This is a genomic window from Bradyrhizobium sp. IAR9, assembly GCF_013408065.1.
GTDB lineage: Bacteria > Pseudomonadota > Alphaproteobacteria > Rhizobiales > Xanthobacteraceae > Bradyrhizobium.
Genome location: NZ_JACBZW010000002.1, coordinates 107,672 through 127,479 on the forward strand (window position 1 = coordinate 107,672; position 19,808 = coordinate 127,479).

Annotated in this window: 20 protein-coding genes; 17 read left to right on the forward strand and 3 right to left on the reverse strand. The window is 65.2% G+C overall.

Features of this window, described 5'->3' with window-relative positions; genetic code table 11:
* Position 1 precedes the first annotated feature (1 nt).
* The 6 genes from GGD67_RS06070 (at position 2) to GGD67_RS06095 (ending at position 5,757) form a co-directional block, all read left to right on the forward strand.
* The gene (locus GGD67_RS06070) at positions 2-484 is read left to right on the forward strand and encodes a molybdenum cofactor biosynthesis protein MoaE (RefSeq protein WP_179731604.1); all 483 of its coding nucleotides are present in this window, start codon (positions 2-4) and stop codon (positions 482-484) included.
* Complete coding sequence (gene prmB / locus GGD67_RS06075) at positions 484-1,443, forward strand: 50S ribosomal protein L3 N(5)-glutamine methyltransferase (protein WP_018318357.1); 960 nt, start codon at positions 484-486, stop codon at positions 1,441-1,443. The genes GGD67_RS06070 and prmB overlap by 1 nt, the downstream gene beginning before the upstream one ends.
* Positions 1,444-1,535: 92 nt before the next feature.
* Positions 1,536-2,123 carry a phage holin family protein gene (locus GGD67_RS06080; RefSeq protein WP_179731606.1) on the forward strand — a complete coding sequence of 196 codons (588 nt, stop codon included), beginning with the start codon at positions 1,536-1,538 and terminating at the stop codon, positions 2,121-2,123.
* A complete protein-coding gene (locus tag GGD67_RS06085; protein WP_179731608.1) occupies positions 2,124-3,254 on the forward strand; it encodes a YihY/virulence factor BrkB family protein in 1,131 nt (376 codons plus the stop codon). It begins immediately after the preceding gene.
* 148 nt (positions 3,255-3,402) lie between these two features.
* On the forward strand, positions 3,403-4,887 hold the full coding sequence (locus tag GGD67_RS06090; protein ID WP_179731610.1) for an EAL domain-containing protein: 1,485 nt from the start codon (positions 3,403-3,405) through the stop codon (positions 4,885-4,887).
* Positions 4,888-4,902: 15 nt separating this feature from the next.
* On the forward strand, positions 4,903-5,757 hold the full coding sequence (locus GGD67_RS06095) for a TIGR01459 family HAD-type hydrolase (RefSeq protein ID WP_028140142.1): 855 nt from the start codon (positions 4,903-4,905) through the stop codon (positions 5,755-5,757).
* Between the two features lie 212 nt (positions 5,758-5,969).
* Here the strand turns inward: GGD67_RS06095 and GGD67_RS06100 are convergent, their stop codons facing one another.
* The gene (locus GGD67_RS06100) at positions 5,970-6,365 is read right to left on the reverse strand and encodes a response regulator (RefSeq protein ID WP_008567674.1); all 396 of its coding nucleotides are present in this window, start codon (positions 6,363-6,365) and stop codon (positions 5,970-5,972) included.
* A gap of 231 nt (positions 6,366-6,596) precedes the next feature.
* On the opposite strand from GGD67_RS06100, the gene GGD67_RS06105 reads away from it, so the two are divergent.
* The 7 genes from GGD67_RS06105 to arfB all read left to right on the forward strand — a co-directional run bounded on the left by GGD67_RS06105 (position 6,597) and on the right by arfB (position 15,589).
* Positions 6,597-7,568, forward strand: coding sequence for a bifunctional riboflavin kinase/FAD synthetase (locus GGD67_RS06105; RefSeq protein WP_018318362.1), 972 nt, complete (start codon positions 6,597-6,599; stop codon positions 7,566-7,568).
* 202 nt (positions 7,569-7,770) lie between these two features.
* Positions 7,771-10,779 (forward strand): isoleucine--tRNA ligase, encoded by a 3,009-nt coding sequence (gene ileS, locus GGD67_RS06110; RefSeq protein WP_179731612.1) that lies wholly within the window; start codon positions 7,771-7,773, stop codon positions 10,777-10,779.
* Positions 10,780-10,789: 10 nt separating this feature from the next.
* Positions 10,790-11,284 (forward strand): signal peptidase II, encoded by a 495-nt coding sequence (gene lspA / locus GGD67_RS06115; protein WP_179731614.1) that lies wholly within the window; start codon positions 10,790-10,792, stop codon positions 11,282-11,284.
* A gap of 95 nt (positions 11,285-11,379) precedes the next feature.
* Entirely contained in the window at positions 11,380-12,105 is a 726-nt protein-coding gene (locus tag GGD67_RS06120) for a hypothetical protein (RefSeq protein ID WP_092255207.1), read from the forward strand.
* 194 nt (positions 12,106-12,299) lie between these two features.
* Positions 12,300-13,691, forward strand: coding sequence for a pitrilysin family protein (locus GGD67_RS06125; RefSeq protein WP_179731616.1), 1,392 nt, complete (start codon positions 12,300-12,302; stop codon positions 13,689-13,691).
* The gene (locus GGD67_RS06130; protein WP_179731618.1) at positions 13,688-15,055 is read left to right on the forward strand and encodes a pitrilysin family protein; all 1,368 of its coding nucleotides are present in this window, start codon (positions 13,688-13,690) and stop codon (positions 15,053-15,055) included. The genes GGD67_RS06125 and GGD67_RS06130 overlap by 4 nt, the downstream gene beginning before the upstream one ends.
* 117 nt (positions 15,056-15,172) lie before the next feature.
* Positions 15,173-15,589, forward strand: coding sequence for an alternative ribosome rescue aminoacyl-tRNA hydrolase ArfB (gene arfB, locus GGD67_RS06135; RefSeq protein ID WP_018321949.1), 417 nt, complete (start codon positions 15,173-15,175; stop codon positions 15,587-15,589).
* 61 nt (positions 15,590-15,650) lie between these two features.
* Here the strand turns inward: arfB and GGD67_RS06140 are convergent, their stop codons facing one another.
* Complete coding sequence (locus GGD67_RS06140) at positions 15,651-15,959, reverse strand: hypothetical protein (protein WP_026202641.1); 309 nt, start codon at positions 15,957-15,959, stop codon at positions 15,651-15,653.
* Positions 15,960-16,260: 301 nt separating this feature from the next.
* On the opposite strand from GGD67_RS06140, the gene GGD67_RS06145 reads away from it, so the two are divergent.
* From GGD67_RS06145 to GGD67_RS06160, 4 genes are read left to right on the forward strand one after another with little or no spacing between them, the layout of a single operon-like run.
* On the forward strand, positions 16,261-16,647 hold the full coding sequence (locus tag GGD67_RS06145; RefSeq protein ID WP_179731620.1) for a c-type cytochrome: 387 nt from the start codon (positions 16,261-16,263) through the stop codon (positions 16,645-16,647).
* The gene (locus tag GGD67_RS06150; protein ID WP_179731622.1) at positions 16,648-17,043 is read left to right on the forward strand and encodes a VOC family protein; all 396 of its coding nucleotides are present in this window, start codon (positions 16,648-16,650) and stop codon (positions 17,041-17,043) included.
* 39 nt (positions 17,044-17,082) lie between these two features.
* Complete coding sequence (locus tag GGD67_RS06155) at positions 17,083-17,631, forward strand: Twin-arginine translocation pathway signal (RefSeq protein WP_092255219.1); 549 nt, start codon at positions 17,083-17,085, stop codon at positions 17,629-17,631.
* Between the two features lie 30 nt (positions 17,632-17,661).
* Positions 17,662-19,230 carry a GMC family oxidoreductase gene (locus tag GGD67_RS06160; protein WP_018321944.1) on the forward strand — a complete coding sequence of 523 codons (1,569 nt, stop codon included), beginning with the start codon at positions 17,662-17,664 and terminating at the stop codon, positions 19,228-19,230.
* Positions 19,231-19,437: 207 nt separating this feature from the next.
* Here the strand turns inward: GGD67_RS06160 and GGD67_RS06165 are convergent, their stop codons facing one another.
* Positions 19,438-19,755, reverse strand: a complete 318-nt coding sequence (locus GGD67_RS06165; RefSeq protein ID WP_018321943.1) for a ribbon-helix-helix domain-containing protein — start codon at positions 19,753-19,755, stop codon at positions 19,438-19,440.
* Between the last annotated feature and the right edge of the window lie 53 nt (positions 19,756-19,808).

Genomic DNA, 19,808 nt, shown 5'->3' on the forward strand with positions numbered 1-19,808 from the left:
CATGTCTTCCCCAGCCGCCAGCTGCCCTGTCACCATCCGTATTCAGGAAGACGATTTCGACATCGCGCGCGAGATCGCCGTCCTGACCAAGAGCCGGACCGACATCGGCGCGGTCGTGAGCTTCTCCGGCATCTGCCGCGCGGACGATGACAGCGCCAAGGTCGCCGCGCTCACGCTCGAGCACTATCCTGGCATGGCCGAGGAAGAGATCAGGCGCCATGCCGACGAAGCCATTTCCCGCTGGCCGCTGAACGGCGTCACCGTGATCCATCGCGTCGGCCGCTTCATGCCGGGCCAGAACATCGTGCTGGTGCTGACCGCCTCGCAGCACCGCCAGGCCGCATTCCATGCCGCCGAGTTCCTGATGGATTACCTCAAGACCAGCGCCCCGTTCTGGAAGAAGGAAGAGAGCGCCACCGGCACCGGCTGGGTCGAGGCCCACGCCCGTGACGACGAGGCCGCCGCACGCTGGACCAAATCCTGATGGCAAGAGCATCCAAAAAGACCGCGCGCAGCCGCGCCGCACCGAAGCTCGCGACGGTCGGACGCGGCGAGCTCCTCACGCTGCTCGACTACGTCCGCTACGCGGTGAGCCGCTTCGTTGAAGCAAAACTCGCCTTTGCTCATGGCACGACCGATCCGGTCGCCGAAGCCGCCTTCCTGGTCTGCGAGGCGCTGCATCTGCATCCCGAACAGCTCGAAAGCTTTGCCAACGCGCGCGTCACGGCCGCCGAGGGCAAGACCGTGCTCGATCTGATCCACCAGCGCGTGACCACGCGCAAACCGGCCGCCTATCTCGTCAACAAGATCTACATGCGTGGCCTGCCCTTCTATGTCGACGAGCGCGTCATCGTTCCGCGCTCCTTCATCGGCGAACTGCTGGATTCGCATTTTGGCGGCGACGGCGAGGCCGGATCGCTGATCGACGACCCTACGGGCGTCGAGCGCGTGCTCGATCTCTGCACGGGATCGGGATGCCTCGCCATCCTCGCCGCGCAGCATTTCCCGAACGCCGCCGTCGATGCCGTCGATATCTCGAAGGGAGCGTTCGAGGTCGCCACGCGAAATGTCGGCGAATACGGGCTCGAGGACCGGATCAGCCTGTATCGCGGCGATCTGTTCGCCCCGCTCGGCGATGCGCGTTACGACCTGATCATCACCAACCCGCCCTATGTCGACGCAGAAGGCATGGCCGCACTGCCGCCTGAGTGCCGGGCCGAACCCAAGCTCGCCTTCGACGGTGGCGCCGACGGCCTCGACGTGGTCCGCCGCATCCTGGCTGAGGCGCCCGATCACCTCACCCCGGACGGCGGACTGATCTGCGAGATTGGCCGCGGCCGCGAATTGGTCGACGAGGCCTTTCCGGAACTGCCGCTGCTCTGGCTCGACACCGAGGACTCCGAGGGCGAGGTGTTCTGGATCGCGGCCGCCGATCTCGCCTGATTCACCACGACGGACGGAGCTCCGTCGGAACAAGTCAAATTCCGCCACGTTCATCCCCCGAACGAATTTTCTCGCTCTCGGAGGATGTCCGCATGCTCGCGCCATCGGGCGAATTGCTGCGCGCCGGCATGGCGCTGAAGCTCAACCACGTCAAACGCGCCGCTCAATCCTATCTGCGTGACCAGACCAGCCAGGCGACCGGCAAGGTGACGTCTTACGCCGTGGCCGGCGGGCTGTTTGCGGTCGCGGGCCTGTTCGTGATCGCGGCATTCTTCGTCGGGCTGATCGCCCTATACCGCTGGGTCGCCATCACCTACGGGCAGTTCTGGGGTTTCGGTGCCGTCGGCGGCGCGCTGCTGGTGTTGGCGGCGGTCTGCGCGGGCGTGGCAATGGCGCAGATGAAGCGCAAAGCCAAGCCGATCGTGCCGCTGGCCAGCCGGTTGCGCGTTGCGATCGCGACCCCGCGGATCCCGCGCGGAACGGTCAAGGAGGCCGTGAAGGAGGTTGCGACCACGATTCCCCTTGCGCCGCTCGCGCCGGGCGAGCGCCGCCATGGCGCAAGAGCCCGGCCCGTTCGCACCAACCGACCCGTGCAGCTTGGCTTGATGCTCGCCGCGATTGGGTTGGCAGGGTTCACGGCAGCGCGCCGCCGGCGTCACGGCCGGAGATTGGACGCTTAAATGCTGGTGCGGCGCTCCGAACAGATCGACTCCTGGCTGCTGGTGGCGGCGACGGCCGTCTTCGTGCTGACGGCGGAGCGCTACTTTCAGGACAGGGACCTGGTCCCATCGGGGCCACCGCAAGACCATCGCAAAGGCGAGGCGAATTCACCGGAAACGCATCCCGCGCGCGCGGCCGTGCAGCCCGGCCATGGCCGCCGCGCCAAGACCCCGTTTGAGATCCCCTGGAAGGGCTGGAAGGATATCTTCTGGCGGACCTATCAGCGCATCGATGAGGATCGCCTGCTGGCGACAGCGGGCGGCGTCGTGTTCTTCGGGCTGCTCGCGGTCTTCCCGGCGGTCACGGCGGTGGTCTCGTCTTACGGCCTGTTCGCCGATCCCGCGACAATCAGCGCCAATCTGCAGACGCTTGCAACGATGCTGCCCGAGGGCTCGTTTCAGATCGTCGAGGACCAAGTGGCGCGCGTGGTCTCGCATGGCAATACCACGCTCGGTGCCACGTTCCTGCTCGGCCTTCTGCTGGCGATCTGGAGCGCCAATGCGGGGGTCAAGGCGATCTTCGATGCCCTCAATGTGGCCTATGAGGAACGCGAGAAGCGCAGCTTTATCCGGCTCAACATGGTCTCGCTGGCCTTCACGGTCGGCGGCATCGTGGCACTGCTGGTGATGGTGGGGCTTGTCGTTGCCTTTCCGCTGGCGCTCAATCATCTTGGCATGGCGCCCGAAAGCAAGCTGATCGTGGCGCTGGCACGATGGCCGCTCATGTTCCTCGTCCTGCTGGTGGCGCTTGCGATACTCTACCGCTTCGCGCCCAGCCGGGATGCGCCGCGCTGGCAATGGCTGAGCCTCGGCGCGGTGATCGCTGCCATCCTCTGGATCGCCGGCTCGGCGCTGCTGTCCTGGTATCTCTCGGAGTTTGCCAATTACAATGCGACCTACGGCTCGCTCGGCGCGGCAATCGGCCTGATGACCTGGATGTGGATGTCGGCGATCGTCATCATGTTCGGCGCCGAGCTGAATTCGGAGATCGAACGGCAGACGCTGAAGGACACGACCGCGGGGCCACCCAAGCCGCTCGGCACCCGCGACGCCGTCTCGGCAGATACGGTCGGAGCCGCCGCGCCCGCCTGACCGCGCCCGGGAACGGGCCGCTATCCCCTCGAATCAACAATGATGATAAGCTCATGCAGCTTGGGGGAGCATGAGGCGTGACGGGTTCGCACAGCGGCCCGTGTTTTCCCGGGTGAGGCAGTCAGCTCTTTGAGGCGTAACGCGCGGCATGATTCGCATTTCGACGATCTTCATCGCCATCTGCATGGTACTGGTCGCGGCCTCGCTCGGGCTTGTGCTCTACGCCGTCGCCGGCATCAGCGGAACCGAATCCGCGATCGTTGCCCTGACCGCGCTGACCTTCCTGATCCTCTACAACGCGGTGTCGATGCGGCTGCGCGACCGCAGCGATGTCGGCGGCCAGATCGCCGATTTGTCGCGCGGCACCGCCGACCTCGCCCGCCAGGTGGCGGAGTTCGGCCGCCGCCTGGCCGCGATCGAGGGACGTATCGCCTCGTCCAATTCGACCAACTCCGACCGCATCCAGTCGGTGGTCGGCGAGATCAACGAGCTCGGCGGATTGGTCAGGCAGCTCGCCACCACCGTATCGACTCATGAGGATCTGTTGGCTGGCAATGCGCCAGCGCCGGCTCCCGCTCCGATCGCCAGGCTGGAGCCGGAGGCGCCAATCGACCTGATTGCGCCGTTCGAGGAGCGGTCGGCTGCCCCGCCGCCGCTGCCCGCACCGCCGTCACGACCGGCACCGGCGATCCAGACCCAGGCCGCCAATCCGGTTCCGGCAGTCAACGGGCGCAACCAGACCCAGTTGCTGGCGGCGCTGCGCAACGCGATCGACGAAAACCGCATCGACATCTTCCTGCAGCCGATGGTGACGCTGCCGCAACGCAAGGTGCGGTTCTATGAAGCCGTGACGCGACTTCGTGACGAGCGCGACCAGCTGATCGCCGCCGAGGAGTTCATCAGCATCGCAGAAGCGTCCGGCCTGATCGGGCGCATCGACAACATGGTGATGCTGCGCTGTGTGCAGGTGCTGCGGCGCCTGATGGTGCGCAACAAGGACGTCGGCGTGTTCTGCAACGTCGCGGCCTCCACGCTCGGCAATTCCACCACCTTCGCGCAATGCCTCGACTTCCTCGAAGCCAACCGGGCGCTGGCGCCCTCGCTGGTGCTGGAGTTCAAGCAATCGACCTTCCGCAATCTCGGCCCGGCCGAGACCGAAAATCTCGCGGCGCTCGCTCAGCGCGGCTTCCGTTTCTCGATCGACCATGTCACCGATTTGCGCATCGAGCCGCGCGAGCTGGCCGACCGCGGGGTGCGCTTCATCAAGGTGCCGGCCACCCTGCTGCTCGACCCCCGGCAAGCCTCGGCCTCGGACATCCATCCTTCCGACCTCTCCGACTTGCTCGGCCGCTTCGGCATCGACCTGATCGCCGAAAGGATCGAAGGCGAGCGCGCGGTCGTGGACCTGCTCGACTATGACGTGCGGTTCGGCCAGGGCTTCCTGTTCGCGCCGCCCCGGCCATTGCGGCCTGAGGGGGCATCTGCTACCGGCGGGGCCTCGCCGAACCAGGCGCAGGACATTCAGGGATCCAATGGCTCCGCTCCCCCCAGCCAAGGCGCGACATCTGGCGCGACTTCATCCGCTCCGGCACAACGCATCACCGGCAACGCGGCGCTCGCGCGCCGCATCTGATCGACGCTGCGCATCATGACCACACTGCATTTCGCCGAAAGCCTGCGCGAGCTCGTGGGCGGTGTCGATGTCGTGCTCAGCGACATCTGGGGCGTGGTCCATAACGGCCTCGAATCCTTCCCGGAAGCCTGCGAGGCGTTGCACACTTATCGCAGCCGCGGCGGTACGGTGATCCTGATCACCAACGCACCGCGCCCGGCCGATAGCGTGCAGCGGCAGTTGCGCAAGCTCGGCGTCGCCGACGAGACCTATGACGCGATCGTGTCGTCCGGCGACCTGACCCGGCTCTATGTCGCCGAGCATCCCGGCCGCAAGATGTTCTGGCTCGGCCCCGAGCGCGACAACTCGATCTATCGCGGGCTCGACGCGAAAACCGCGCCGCTGGAGGAAGCCGACTACATCGTCTGCACCGGCCTCTATGACGACGAGACCGAAACGGCGGAAGACTATCGCGGCATGATGCTGAAGGCGCGCGAGCGCAAGCTGACGCTGGTCTGCGCCAATCCCGACATCGTGGTCGAGCGCGGCGACCGGCTGATCTATTGCGCCGGCGCCATCGCGGAGCTCTATCGCGAGCTCGGCGGCGAAGTGATCTTCTACGGCAAGCCGCACCGGCCGATCTACGAGCGCGCCATGGCACTCGCCGGCGAACGCCAGGGCCATCCGATCGACCGGAAAAAAGTGCTGGCGATCGGCGATTCCGTCCGCACCGACTTAACCGGCGCGCGCGAATTCGGCATCGACTGCCTGTTCGTCACCCGCGGCATCCATGCCGAGGAGTTCGAGGGCCTCGACCAGCTCGACCCGGCATCGGTGATGGAATTGTTCGGCCACCCGCCGAAGGCGCTGATGCGCGAATTGAAGTGGTGACGGCTGGGCGTGAACTGACGCCGGCTTAGACCAATTGCTTAGCTCTCAACACCGTCATGGCCGGGCACAGCCGTCCGAAGGACGGCGTCGCTTCCGCTCGCCTATGACCCGGCCATCCACGACTTGCTTCCAACGCCCAAGAACGTGGATGCCCGGGACAAGCCCGGGCATGACGATCTCCATAGAAAGCTGTGTTTGGATCAGGCGGCGCTTTACGCGCTCGCCATGTCCGGGAAGACCGCCTCGATCTTGGTCTTCAGCGTCGCCGCGTTGAACGGCTTGACGATGTAGTTGTTCACACCGGCCTTCTTGGCCGCGATCACGTTCTCGGTCTTGGATTCCGCGGTGATCATGATGAAGGGCGTGGTGGCGAGGTTCGGATCCGCGCGCACTTCGCGCAGCAGGTCGTAACCCGTCATCGGCTCCATGTTCCAGTCGGAGATCACGAGCCCGTACTTCTTGCCGCGCATCTTGTTCAGTGCTGCCGAACCGTCGCTGGCATCATCGATGTTCTCGAAGCCAAGCTGCTTCAGCAGATTCCTGATGATACGGATCATGGTGCTGTAGTCATCCACCACCAGAACCGGCATCGACAAATCAACCGCCATCTCGACTCCCCCAACGCAAACCCAAGGAATATTACGATCGGACCTGCCCAAGCCGGAGCCCGGCAGTTCCACGCTCAAGGACTAGCACCAAGGCGTTAAACAGCGCGTTAATTGGGGACGCCCGCCAAGAACTGAAATCGCGTTCGATGTGGCCGCCTCCCTCCCGCTTGACTTCATCCGGCCGGTCGCGCCACGGTCCCGCCCGGTCCTGCCGGTTTGAGAATTCCCCTGATGGCTCCGCATTTTATCATTATCCGCGACACCACGCCGGTCTCCGCGATTCCAAGGGGTGCCGTGGTCGCCATGGGCAATTTCGACGGGGTTCATCTCGGCCACCGCGCCGTGATCGCCGCAGCCCTGGAAATGGGCCGGGCGCAGGGCCGCCCCGCGCTGGCATTGACCTTCGAGCCGCATCCGCGGCGGTTTTTCAGCCCCAACACCCCCCAATTCCGCCTGACGGACGAGCGGGCCAAGCTGCGGCTCCTGGCCGGCACCGGGCTAGCCGGCGCCGTGGTCATGACCTTCGACAAAGCCCGTGCCGGAACCAGCGCGCAAGACTTCATTCACCATGACCTGATCGGGCGGCTCGGCGTCAGCGGGATCGCGGTCGGCTATGACTTCCATTTCGGCAAAGGACGCGTCGGCTCGCCGAGCCTTTTGGTCAACGAAGCGCCCCGCCTCGGCATCGAGGTCGATGTGCAGCCCCATGTCGATATCGACGAGCGGCCGGTGTCCTCCAGCGCCATCCGGATCGCACTCGCCGAAGGCCTCCTCGGCGATGCCACTACCATGCTGGGCGCGCCCTGGTTCGTCACCGGCGAGGTCATCCACGGCGAGAAGCGCGGCCGCGATCTCGGCTATCCCACCGCCAACATCCGCCTGGACGCCAATTGCGGACTGAAGCACGGCATCTATGCGGTGCGCGTCGGCCGCGGGCCTGAGCGGCTGGACGGGGTGGCAAGCTTCGGCCGCCGCCCGACCTTTGATAACGGTGCCCCGCTGCTCGAGATCTTCCTGTTCGACTTCAAGGGCGACCTCTACGGGCAGGCTCTGGACTGCGCCTTCGTCGGCTTCATCCGCGAGGAGCTGAAATTCGACAGTCTGCAGGCCCTGATCCGCCAGATGGACGACGATTCCGCCCGTGCCCGCGCCATCCTGGCCGCCGCCCCGGACGCATTTCCGCGGCTCGGCACCATCGATTGAGCCCGAACCCGGCTTTCCCGAACCTTTGCGCTTCCCTTGGCCCCCTGCTATGGAGGGCCCATGTTTGCGCGGCGCATCATAGGGATTAGCGGCCCGGCTTCCGCCTGAGCCTTCGGCTCGGCGCAAGACCGGGATTTTGTCGTTTCACCCCGCGATTCCGCATCGCCATCCGTTCCCGCGCCCTTCCGAGCCAGTCAGCCTCATGTCCGAAAAGCCGCAAAAATCCCCAAAGTCTGAAGCCAAAGACTATTCGAAGACCCTGTTCCTGCCGCAGACCGAATTCCCGATGCGCGCCGGCCTGCCGCAGCGCGAGCCGGAGATCCTCAAGCGCTGGTACGAGATCGGCCTCTACGAGAAGCTGCGCGAGGCTGCCCAAGGCCGCGCCAAGTTCGTGCTGCATGACGGCCCGCCCTATGCCAACGGCAACATCCATATCGGCACCGCGCTGAACAAGATCCTCAAGGATCTCGTCACCAAGAGCCAGCAGATGCTCGGCTTCGATTCCAACTACGTGCCTGGCTGGGACTGCCACGGCCTGCCGATCGAATGGAAGGTCGAGGAAGAGCACTATCGCAAGAAGGGCAAGCAGAAGCCCGACTTCCGCGACTCCACCGCGATGATCGATTTCCGCCGGGAGTGCCGCGCCTACGCCACGCATTGGCTCGGCGTGCAACGCGAGGAGTTCAAGCGCTTGGGTGTGATCGGCGACTGGGACCATCCCTACGCCACCATGAGCTTCCCGGCCGAAGCCCAGATCGCGCGCGAACTGATGAAGTTCGCAGCCAACGGCACGCTCTATCGCGGCTCCAAGCCGGTGATGTGGAGCGTGGTCGAGAAGACCGCATTGGCCGAAGCCGAGGTCGAGTACGAGGACTACACCTCCGATACGGTGTGGGTGAAATTCCCGGTCACCTCGCCCGCGCACGGTGCGCTCGCTACCGCAAGCGTCGTGATCTGGACCACCACGCCGTGGACGTTGCCGGGCAACCGCGCCATCTCGTTCTCGCCGAAGATCGCCTACGGCCTGTACAAGGTGACGGACGCGCCCGCCGACAATTGGGCCAGGACCGGAGATCTCCTGATCCTCGCCGACGCGCTCGCTGAAGAGGTCTTCAAGCAGGCGCGCGTGACGGCCTTCGAGAAGGTGCGCGACGTGCCCGGCGACACCATGGACACGATCGAATGCGCCCATCCGCTGAAGGGTCTTGCCGGCGGCTACGACTTCATCGTGCCGCTGCTGCCCGGCGACCACGTCACCGACGACACCGGCACCGGCTTCGTGCACACCGCGCCCGGCCATGGCCGCGAGGACTTCGATGCCTGGATGGCGCAGGCGCGTGATCTCGATTCGCGCGGCATCACCACGGCAATCCCCTACACCGTCGACGAGAACGGCGCCTACACCGATCATGCGCCGGGCTTTGTCGGCAAGCGGGTCATCAACGACAAGGGCGAGAAGGGCGACGCCAACGAGGCCGTGATCAAGGCGCTCGTCGAAAAGGGCATGCTGCTCGCGCGCGGCCGGCTCAAGCACCAATATCCGCACTCCTGGCGCTCCAAGAAGCCGGTGATCTTCCGCAATACGCCGCAATGGTTCATCGCGATGGACAAGGACGTGGCGCAGGGCGGCAAGACCAAGAGTGGCGACACGCTGCGCGCCCGCGCGCTGCACGCGATCTCGGTGACGCAATGGGTGCCGCCGTCAGGCGAGAACCGCATCAACGGCATGATCGAGGCGCGGCCCGACTGGGTGATCTCGCGCCAGCGCGCCTGGGGCGTGCCGATCGCCGTGTTCGTGCGCGAGAAGGGCGACGGCTCCGCCGAGATCCTCCAGGACGAGGCCGTCAACACCCGTATCGGCGAGGCCTTCGAGCAGGAAGGCGCCGATGCCTGGTACGCCAAGGGCGCGCGCGAGCGCTTCCTGGGCGCACGGGCCAATGAAGACTGGCAGAAGGTCGACGACATTCTCGACGTCTGGTTCGATTCCGGCTCGACGCACGCCTTCGTGCTCGAAGACCCCGTGCAGTTTCCCGGACTCGCCGGCATCAAGCGCAAGGTCGACGGCGGCACCGACACGGTGATGTATCTGGAAGGCTCGGACCAGCATCGCGGCTGGTTCCACTCCTCGCTGCTGGAGAGCTGCGGCACCCGCGGCCGCGCGCCCTACGACGTCGTGCTGACCCACGGCTTCACCCAGGCCGAGGACGGCCGCAAGATGTCGAAGTCGCTCGGCAACACCATCGAGCCGCAGGCCGTCATCAAGGAATCCGGCGCCGACATCTTGAGGCTCTGGGTCGCGTCCTGCGACTACACCGACGACCAGCGCATCGGTCCCGAGATCCTGAAGAACACCGTCGAGACCTACCGCAAGCTGCGCAACACCGTGCGCTGGATGCTCGGCACGCTGCATCATTACAAGCCGGCCGACGCGGTGGCGCCTGCCGAGATGCCCGAGCTCGAACGGCTGATGCTGCACGAGCTCGCGGTGCGCGCGGCTGCGGTCGACAAGGCCTATCGAGAGTTCGACTTCAAATCGGTGGTCGCGATCCTGTCGGCTTTCCTGAACAGCGAGCTCTCGGCGTTCTATTTCGACATCCGCAAGGACACGCTGTATTGCGATCCACCGTCGTCGCCGACGCGCAAGGCGGCGCTGACGACGATCGACCTGTTGTGCGCCTCGGTCCTGAAATGGCTGGCGCCGATCCTCAGCTTCACCGCGGAGGAAGGCTGGTGCAGGTATCGGCCAGATGCCGAGCCATCGGTGCATCTGACGCTGTTCCCGACCGATCTCGAAGCCTTGCGCGACGACAAGCTCGCCGCGAAATGGGAAGCGATCCGCAACGTCCGCCGTGTCGTCACCGGCGCGCTCGAGCTCGAACGTGCCGCCAAGAACATCGGCTCCTCGCTGGAGGCTTCGCCGGTGATCTACGTCGCCGACCGGGACATGCTGATGACGCTGTTCGACGTCGACCTCGCCGAAATCTGCATCACCTCGAACTACGAGGTGCGTGAGGGCGAGGCGCCCGCCGATGCGTTCCGGCTCGATGCCGTCCCCGGTGTCGCGGTCGTGGTGGAGAAGGCGGTCGGCACCAAATGCGCCCGCTCCTGGAAGATCTCCCCGACGGTCGGCGAAGACGCCGAATATCCCGACGTCACCCCACGCGATGCACAGGCGCTGCGCGAGTGGAAGGCGTTGGGCGTGAGCGTCTGATCCCGCGGCCATGACCCCGCTCCGCGCCGGCATCCTCGCGGCCCTGGTCACCCTCGTGGCCGACCAGGCCTCAAAGCTCTGGCTGCTGAACGTGTTCGACCTCGCCCGTCGCGGCGTGGTCAAGGTGACGCCGTTCTTCGACCTGGTGCTGGCCTGGAACATCGGCATCAGCTTCGGCTGGCTGCAGAACGACGGCCAGGCGGCGCAGCTCGCGCTGATGGCCGTTAAGGCCATCGCCGTGGTCGCGCTGGCGATCTGGATGGCCCGCTCGCACACCCGGCTTGCCACGATCGCGTTGGGCCTGATCATCGGCGGCGCCATCGGCAACGGCATCGACCGCCTCGCCTATGGCGCGGTGGTCGATTTCGCCCTGCTCCACATCGAGATCGGCGGAAATACCTATAATTGGTATGTGTTTAACGTCGCCGACGTGGCGATCGTTGCTGGGGTGGCGGGGCTATTGTATGATTCCTTCCTGGGGGTACCCGCCGCAAAAGCGCCCTGATCCCGGCCGATACGGACCGGCAGGTGGAACCCGGCCTTTGCGAGGGTTTGCCGCGTGCGAGCGGCGATCTGACACAATATGGAACAGGTACAGTAATGCGCAGCTCGAAGACCAGCATTTCGATGGTTCGAGACCCCCGATTGGGGCTTTGGCGGGCGTTGAGATTGTCCGCCGTCGCGCTCGGCATCGGCCTCGTCATGTCGGCCGGCGCAGCACGCGCCGGTGACGACGACGATGAAGATGACGGGATGACCTTCGAAGAGAAGATCATCGACAATCTGATGTCCGGCATCGGCGCCAAGAGCATGGAAAAGCCCGGCATCGAATACCGCGAGCGCTCGCCGCTGGTGGTGCCGCCCAAGCTCGACCTGCCGCCTCCCGCGACCCAGGCCAAGGCTGCGCCGAACTGGCCCAAGGACCCCGAGGAGAAGCGCCGCAAGGAAGCCATCGCCGCGCGCAAGAAGGCAACCAAGGAAACGGAAAACTGGCAGGCCGCCCGACAGCTGACGCCCGCCGAGATGAAGGCCGGCCAGGTCGCCGCAGCCCCCCGGACAAGCAATGACCCGATCCAGCCGGGCACCAACGGCAATCCGTCACTCAGCCCCGCCGAACTGGGCTTTTCCGGCGGCCTGTGGAATATGATGAAGGGCGGCAACGCCACCGAAGAAAAGAAATTCACCGAGGAGCCGCCGCGCCAGTCGCTGGTCGAGCCGCCGCCGGGCTATCAGACGCCGTCTCCGAACTACGCCTATGGCGCCGGGCCGGACAAGTCGCGGCGGACCTATTTCGACATCATGTCCGGCAAGGACAAGGAACAATAGCGTTCCTGTTCCACAGACCCGAAACCTCGCGCCGGCCATTCATGCACGCCGGCCGAGGCGCATAAATTGCTGATCAGTAACTTGCCATCGCGTTGAGTTCTCTGCTTCGTGACGCGAAGCCTCAGCCGCACGGTGTAGCATGCCGTGCCGTCCGAGCCGGACATCCGGACCTCGGCCTTTCACTAGGGATCATGATGTCCGCAAACCGATCGGCTGCCTGCCTCCTTGCCGCGCTGCTTTCGACCAGTGTCCTGACATCAGGCGCGGCCCTTGGCCAGACCACGGTCACATCGGCCCCGCCCGCCAGCTTCACGCTCAGCAACGGCATGCAGGTCGTGGTGATCCCCGATCACCGCACGCCCGTCGTCACCGAGATGATCTGGTACAAGGTCGGCTCGGCCGACGAGACGCCGGGCAAGTCCGGCCTCGCCCACTTCCTCGAGCACCTGATGTTCAAGGGCACCTCGAAGCACCCCGTCGGCGAATTCTCCCAGACCGTGCTTCGCGTCGGCGGCAACGAGAACGCCTCGACCTCGGTCGACTACACCAACTATTACCAGCGCGTGCCGAAAGAGCAGCTGCCGACCATGATGGAGTTCGAGGCCGACCGCATGACCGGCCTCATCCTCAAGGACGAGAACGTGCTGCCCGAGCGTGACGTCGTGCTCGAAGAATACAATATGCGCGTCGCCAACAATCCGGACGCGCGGCTGAACGAGCAGATCATGGCCGCGCTCTATCTCAATCATCCCTACGGCCGTCCGGTGATCGGCTGGCACCAGGAGATCGAGAAGCTCGACCGCGAGGACGCGCTCGCCTTCTACCGCCGCTTCTATGCGCCGAACAACGCGATCCTGGTGATCGCCGGCGACGTCGAGGCCGCCGACATCCGCCCACTGGTCGAGCGCAATTTCGGCTCCATCCCGGCCCAATCAGCCATCCCGGCGCGGCGCGTCCGTCCGCAGGAGCCGGAGCCCGCCGCCCCGCGCACCGTCACGCTGGCCGACCCGCGCGTCGAGCAGCCGAGCATGCGGCGTTATTATCTGGTGCCCTCGGCAACCACGGCCGCGGCCGGCGAGAGCGCGGCCCTCGACGTGCTGGCGCAGCTGATGGGCAGCGGCAGCAATTCCTATCTCTACCGCGCCCTCGTCGTCGACAAGCCGCTCGCGGTCTCCGCCAACGCCAGCTATTCGAGCATCTCGCTCGATCCGACCCAGTTCGCGATCTCGGCCTCACCGAAACCCGGCGTCAGCTTCGCAGAGGTCGAGCAGGCGGTCGACGGGGTCATCGCCAATGTCGCGCAGAACCCGATCCGCGCCGAGGATCTGGAGCGCGTCAAAACCCAGCTCATCGCGGAAGCGATCTACGCCCAGGACAACCAGGCGGTGCTGGCGCGCTGGTATGGCGGCGCGCTGACCACCGGCCTGTCGATCGAGGACATCAGGAGCTGGCCCGATCGCATCCGCGCGGTCACCGCCGAGCAGGTCCGTGCGGTCGCGCAGAAATGGCTCGAGAAGAAGCGCTCGGTGACGGGCTATCTGATCAAGGACACTGCCGCCACCAAGCGCGAGGAGAAGCGTTCGTGACCTATCCTTTCCTTCGACGCGTTGCCTTCTCGTTTGTCACGGGCGCTGCGCTTTCCCTCGCCGCCATCTCGCCGTCGCAGGCGGCCGCAAAGATCCAGCACCTGGTCTCGCCGGGTGGTATCGAGGCCTGGTTCGTGCAGGACGCAACCGTGCCGCTGATCGCCATGGAATATTCCTTTGCCGGCGGCTCGGCGCAGGATCCCAAGGACAAGCCGGGCGTCGCCAATCTGGTCGGCGATCTCCTCGACGAAGGCTCCGGCGATCTCGACTCCAAGACCTTCCACGAGCGGCTCGACCGCCGCGCCATCGAGCTCTCCTTCAGCGCCACCCGCGACACTTTCCGCGGCAGCTTGCGCATGCTGCGCGACAACAAGGACGAGGCCTTCGACCTCTTGCGGAGCGCGTTGACCTCGCCGCATTTCGACCCCGCCGATGTCGAACGCATCCGCTCGCAGGTCGTCTCGGGCCTGCGCCGCGAGACCACCAATCCGACCTCGTTGGCGAGCCGCAAGTTCCTGGAGGTCGCCTTCGGCGATCATCCCTACAGCCGGCAGAGCAACGGCAATCTCGACAGCGTGCCGACCATCACGATCGCCGACATGAAAGACTATGTCGGACGGGTCCTCGCCAAGGATGGGCTGAAGATCGCAGTCGTCGGCGACGTCGATCCGGCGACCCTCGGCAAGCTGCTCGACCACACCTTCGGCAGCCTGCCCGCCAAGGCCAACCTCACGCCGGTCCCCGACGTCGAGGCCGCAAAACCGCCGCAACGCGCCTTCGTGACGCTCGACGTGCCGCAGACCGTGATCACCTTCGGCGGCCCCGGCGTGAAGCGCAGTGATCCCAACTTCATGGCGGCCTATGTCGTCAACCACATTCTCGGCGGCGGCGGATTGTCTTCCAGGCTCTATCGTGAGGTGCGCGAGAAGCGCGGCCTGGCCTATTCGGTCTATGAAGCGCTGCTCTGGATGGAGCATTCGGCGGTGTTCATCGGCAATACCGGCACGCGCGCCGACCGCGCCGGCGACACCATCGATGCCATTGAAAAGGAAGTGCGCCGGATCGCCGAGGAAGGCCCGACGCAGAAGGAGCTCGACGAGGCCAAGTCCTACCTCAAGGGCTCGCAGATGCTGGCGCTCGATACCTCGTCCAAGCTGGCCCAGGCGCTGCTGCAATACCAGCAGGACAAGCTGCCGATCGACTATATCGAGAAGCGCAACGCCATCGTCGACGCCGTGACGCTGGACGACGCCAAAGCCGCCGCCAAGCGCCTCTGGGGCCAGGGCCTCCTGACCGTCGTCGTCGGCCGCGCCCCCCAGGCCGCGGCGCAGCCCTCCGCGGCTCCGGCGACGAAGTCGAACTGACGTCCCTCTCAGATGTCCTGAAATGGCCGGGCTCGCCCGGCCATTTGCGTTTCCACCAAGCACCATTGCCCAACGCAGACGTCCGCGATATGTCCGGACATCACGAATGGTGCCATCATGCTGCGGATATCCCGTGATCTCGTCATCGACGAGGACGACATCGAGATCGGCTTTGTCCGCGCCTCCGGCCCGGGCGGGCAGAACGTCAACAAGGTCGCGACCTCGGCGCAGTTGCGCTTCGACGCGCGCAAGCTGACCCTGCCGGAGGATGCGGCGATCCGGCTCGCCCGCCTCGCCGGTCAGCGCATGACCAAGGACGGCGTGATCGTGATCCAGGCGCAGCGCTTCCGCACCCAGGAGCGCAACCGCCAGGATGCCATCGACCGCCTCACGGAGATGCTGCGCGAAGCCATGGTGCGGCCAAAGCCGCGGCGGGCGACAAAGCCGACTTTTGGCTCAAAGCAACGCCGGCTCGAGGGCAAGAAGCGCCGCAGCGACGTCAAGGCCGGACGCGGCGGGCGCTTCGACGACTAATTAGCGCGGCAAAAAACTCCGGCCGCTGGGCGACCGGAGTTTTGCCGTTTCACCGGCGAGACTAGTAACGCTTGGAAGGGGCTGCGCCGCCCGTCGTGGCATCGTCGGCCGTTCCCTTGTGCGCAGCGCTACCCGTGGTGCCGACCGTGCCCCTGGTGCCTTTGGTCGATTTCATGCCGGTCTTCTCGCCCGCCGCGCCCGGCTGAGCATTCATCTCCTCGTCGCCGCTGCCCATCGTGCTGCCTTGCATGGGTTTGCTCTGCACGGTGCCGCCCGGTTTGGCGGTGGGGGGCGCGCTTTGCGCGAGAACGGGCGTCGCAATGAGAGCCGACAGAGCGCATGCGATCATCGAGGTCTTCACCAACTTCATCCATTTCTCCTGGATTGTTTCGCGACGAATGGCTCGGCGGCGCACACGCCGCTGATCTGCACCGGGCCATTGCATCGCGTCGAGAGTTCAAGCGGCGCAATCGTCATGCAATGCGCATGGTGTGGTGATCGTTTAGGGATTTGACGGCGGTTTCGCGGAATTGTGCTCCGCATATAAGGCGGCGCGGAACACCGCGCATCACGAGCATCTCCGCACGCAGCGAAACAGCCCGCTACTACCACCGCCCATCTGACGCCGCCTAGAGTTTGCGCAGGTTGATGTCGATGGGCGGCTCTAGACGATGCGCGCGTTCGTGCTGGGATTGTGCACCGCGATGGTGCTGGTGGTGCGGGTTGCCGACGCACAGATGCCTTTGCCGGCCGCAAAGCCGCCGGACGGTGCGACACTCTTCAAGCAACAATGCGCGGCGTGCCACACCACGAACCTGTCGGAGCCGGCGCGCCAGGGACCGCCGCTGCTCAAGGTCGTGGGCCAGCCCGCCGGCAAGGTCGAAGGCTTTCGGTATTCGCAAGGCCTCGCCAACGCAGATTTCACCTGGGACGAAGCCCGGCTCGACGCCTGGCTGACCAATCCGCAAGCCGTCATTCCCGGCGTCGTCATGGCCTACCGGCAAGGCAAGCCGGAGACGCGCGCCGCCATCATCGCTTACCTGAAGGGGCAGAACTGAGTGGCAAAGCCGGTCCATTCCATGATCCGCGTGCTCGACGAGGCGCGCTCGCTCGACTTCTACCGGCGTGCCTTCGGCCTCGAAGTCGCCGACCATCTGAAATTCGCGGACTTTGCCCTGATCTATCTGCGTCATCCCTCCTCACCTTTCGAGGTCGAGCTGACGGTGAATTTCGATCGCAAGGCGCCGTACCAGCTCGGCGACGGCTACGGCCATCTCGCCGTCGTGGTCGAGGATCTCGAGGCTGAGCATGCCCGCTTCGAGCGCGAGAAGCTCGCGCCGGGGCCCTTACGCGATTTCAAGCACGACGGCAGGACGCTGGCGCGCTTCTTCTTCGTCAGCGATCCCGATGGCTACAAGATCGAGGTGATCCAGCGGGGCGGACGGTTCGGCTGACACAAAGGTCCAAATCATAAAAATCCACGGAGGAATGCCATGAGAGAAGTCGATCGTCGAAGCAAGCACAGCCGCCGCGTCTTTCTCAAGGGCGCAGCGACCGCCGTGCCGGTCGTAGCCGTCGCGACCAGCGTCACTGTGAGCATCGAAGATGCGTGGGCCGATGATGCCAGCGCACTCTCGCCCGCGACGATGAAGACACTGCTGAAAGTCGCGCGCGACATCTATCCGCACGACGTGCTCGGCGACAGCTACTACATCACCGCGGTCAAGCCGTGGGACGGCAAGGCGGCGAAGGATCCCGCCGTCAAGTCGCTGATCAGCGACGGCATCACGCGGCTCGATCAGAATGCACGGGATCGCCACAAGGTGCCCTATGTCGAAGTGCCATGGGAAGCCGACCGTGTGGTGCTCTTGAAGGAGATCGAGGGAAGCGACTTCTTCCAGAAGGTGCGCGGCGACCTCATCGTGTCGCTCTACAACCAGAAAGAGGTCTGGCCGCGGTTCGGCTACGAGGGCTCCTCCGCCGAGCACGGCGGCTACATCAACCGTGGCTTCGCCGACATCGACTGGCTGCCGAAGGCTTGAGACCCACCCCAACGGTTCAGGAGAACGCATATGGCAAAATTCGATCTGAACGACTCCAGCGTTGTGGTGATCGTCGGCTCCGGTGCCGGCGGCGGCACGCTGGGCAACGAGCTCGCGCAGAAGGGCGTAAAGGTGGTCATTCTCGAAGCGGGTCCCCGCATCGAGAACCACGACTTCGTCAACGACGAGTGGGAGAGTTTTTCCCAGCTTGCCTGGACCGATGCGCGCACCACTTCGGGGACGTGGCGCGTCGCCAAGGATTTTTCCGGCCTTCCCGCCTGGATCGTCAAGGCGGTCGGCGGCTCGACGACCCATTGGGCCGGCGCCTCGCTGCGCTTCGATGAGCACGAGTTCAGGGTGAAGAGCACCTACGGCAACCTTCCCGGCGCCAACCTCCTGGACTGGCCGGTCACGCTCGCCGAGATGGAGCCGTGGTACGCCAAGGCCGAGAACAAGATGGGCGTGACCCGCACCAACGGCATTCCCGGCCTTCCCGGCAACAATAATTTCAAGGTGCTGGAAGCCGGCGCCAGGAAGCTCGGCTACAAGACGGTGCACACCGGCAATATGGCGATCAACAGCCAGCCGCGCGACGGCCGGGGCGCCTGCCAGCAGATCGGCTTCTGCTTCCAGGGCTGCAAATCCGGCGCGAAATGGTCGACGCTCTACACCGAGATCCCGAAGGGCGAGGCGACCGGCAATCTCGAAGTGCGACCGAGCAGCATGGCGATCAAGATCGAGCATGATGCCGGCGGCAAGGTGACCGGCGTGGTCTACGCCGACGAGAGCGGCGCGATGCAGCGCCAGAAGGCGCGCATCGTCGCGGTCGCCGGCAACTCGATCGAGAGCCCGCGGCTGCTGCTCAACAGCGCCTCGACCATGTTCCCCGACGGCCTTGGCAATTCATCGGGCCAGGTCGGCCGCAACTACATGCGGCACATGACCGGCAGCGTCTATGCCGTGTTCGAGAAATCAGTGCACATGTATCGCGGCACCACCATGGCCGGCATCATCCGCGATGAAGCCGCCAACAACCCGAAGCGCGGCTTCGTCGGCGGCTACGAGATGGAGACGCTATCGATCGGGCTGCCGTTCATGGCGGCGTTCCTCAATCCCGGCGCCTGGGGCCGTCCATTCACCGCGGCGCTCGACGGTTATCCCAGGATGGCCGGCATGTGGCTGGTCGGCGAGGACATGCCGCAGGAGACCAACCGCATCACGCTCGACCCTCGCGTGAAGGACAAGTTCGGGCAGCCGGTCGCGAGTGTGCATTTCGACGATCATCCCAACGACCTCGCGATGCGCGCGCACGCCTACAAGCAGGGCGCTGCGGTCTACGACGCCGTCGGCGCCACCGTGACCTATCCGACGCCGCCCTATCCGAGCACCCACAATCTCGGCACCAACCGGATGAGCGAGAAGCCGCGCGACGGCGTGGTCAACAAGTTCGGGCAGAGCCACGACGTCAAGAACCTGTTCGTCTCGGACGGCAGCCAGTTCACCAGCGGCGCGGCGTGCAACCCGACCCTGACCATCGTCGCGCTGGCGATCCGGCAGGCGGACTACATCGCGGGCGCGATGCAGAAGAAGGAGATTTGATCGTACGTTGGCGTCGCGTGCACCGGGACGGCATTGAGGCAGGATTGCATATCCACACTCAGGTGTCGTCCCGGCGAACGCCGGGACCCATAACCACAGGGAGCAGTTTGGCGGAAATTGGCAGTTCGGTACTCCGACCTTCCGCAATCGATAGATCACGCGGTATGGGTCCCGGCTTTCGCCGGGACGACGCCGAGAGTGGGGCGACTATTCCGCCGCATCGAGAATCGGCGCCACCGTGGCCTTGAACTCCGGCACCGTCGCCATGCTCTTCGAGCGATAGATCAGACACGAGCAGCGCAGCAGCGAGGCGAAATTGTTGACCTCGCCGTGATGGTCGAGCACCTCGTTGTAGAGCGTCGTCAGGAACTTGCCGAGGCTCATGGCCTCCCTGGCCGCGATCTCCTCCAGCGTGTCCCAGAACGCCATTTCCAGCCGGATCGAGGTGCAATGGCCATCGATCCTTAAAGAACGGGTCTGGGATTCGTAATCGCGTTGGGGCTGATGCGCGAAGAGATGGCACATGGCGTCCTCCCGTCCTGTTGCCATTTTTTCACGATGCTACACCGCTGCCCGGC

Excerpts from the sequence above, each read along its gene's own strand:
- GGD67_RS06070 (WP_179731604.1), top strand. The coding sequence starts at position 2 with ATGTCTTCCCCAGCCGCCAGCTGCCCTGTCACCATCCGTATTCAGGAA.
- prmB (WP_018318357.1), top strand. The coding sequence starts at position 484 with ATGGCAAGAGCATCCAAAAAGACCGCGCGCAGCCGCGCCGCACCGAAG.
- GGD67_RS06080 (WP_179731606.1), top strand. The coding sequence starts at position 1,536 with ATGCTCGCGCCATCGGGCGAATTGCTGCGCGCCGGCATGGCGCTGAAG.
- GGD67_RS06085 (WP_179731608.1), top strand. The coding sequence starts at position 2,124 with ATGCTGGTGCGGCGCTCCGAACAGATCGACTCCTGGCTGCTGGTGGCG.
- GGD67_RS06090 (WP_179731610.1), top strand. The coding sequence starts at position 3,403 with ATGATTCGCATTTCGACGATCTTCATCGCCATCTGCATGGTACTGGTC.
- GGD67_RS06095 (WP_028140142.1), top strand. The coding sequence starts at position 4,903 with ATGACCACACTGCATTTCGCCGAAAGCCTGCGCGAGCTCGTGGGCGGT.
- GGD67_RS06100 (WP_008567674.1), bottom strand. The coding sequence starts at position 6,365 with ATGGCGGTTGATTTGTCGATGCCGGTTCTGGTGGTGGATGACTACAGC.
- GGD67_RS06105 (WP_018318362.1), top strand. The coding sequence starts at position 6,597 with ATGGCTCCGCATTTTATCATTATCCGCGACACCACGCCGGTCTCCGCG.
- ileS (WP_179731612.1), top strand. The coding sequence starts at position 7,771 with ATGTCCGAAAAGCCGCAAAAATCCCCAAAGTCTGAAGCCAAAGACTAT.
- lspA (WP_179731614.1), top strand. The coding sequence starts at position 10,790 with ATGACCCCGCTCCGCGCCGGCATCCTCGCGGCCCTGGTCACCCTCGTG.
- GGD67_RS06120 (WP_092255207.1), top strand. The coding sequence starts at position 11,380 with ATGCGCAGCTCGAAGACCAGCATTTCGATGGTTCGAGACCCCCGATTG.
- GGD67_RS06125 (WP_179731616.1), top strand. The coding sequence starts at position 12,300 with ATGTCCGCAAACCGATCGGCTGCCTGCCTCCTTGCCGCGCTGCTTTCG.
- arfB (WP_018321949.1), top strand. The coding sequence starts at position 15,173 with ATGCTGCGGATATCCCGTGATCTCGTCATCGACGAGGACGACATCGAG.
- GGD67_RS06140 (WP_026202641.1), bottom strand. The coding sequence starts at position 15,959 with ATGAAGTTGGTGAAGACCTCGATGATCGCATGCGCTCTGTCGGCTCTC.
- GGD67_RS06145 (WP_179731620.1), top strand. The coding sequence starts at position 16,261 with ATGCGCGCGTTCGTGCTGGGATTGTGCACCGCGATGGTGCTGGTGGTG.
- GGD67_RS06155 (WP_092255219.1), top strand. The coding sequence starts at position 17,083 with ATGAGAGAAGTCGATCGTCGAAGCAAGCACAGCCGCCGCGTCTTTCTC.
- GGD67_RS06160 (WP_018321944.1), top strand. The coding sequence starts at position 17,662 with ATGGCAAAATTCGATCTGAACGACTCCAGCGTTGTGGTGATCGTCGGC.
- GGD67_RS06165 (WP_018321943.1), bottom strand. The coding sequence starts at position 19,755 with ATGTGCCATCTCTTCGCGCATCAGCCCCAACGCGATTACGAATCCCAG.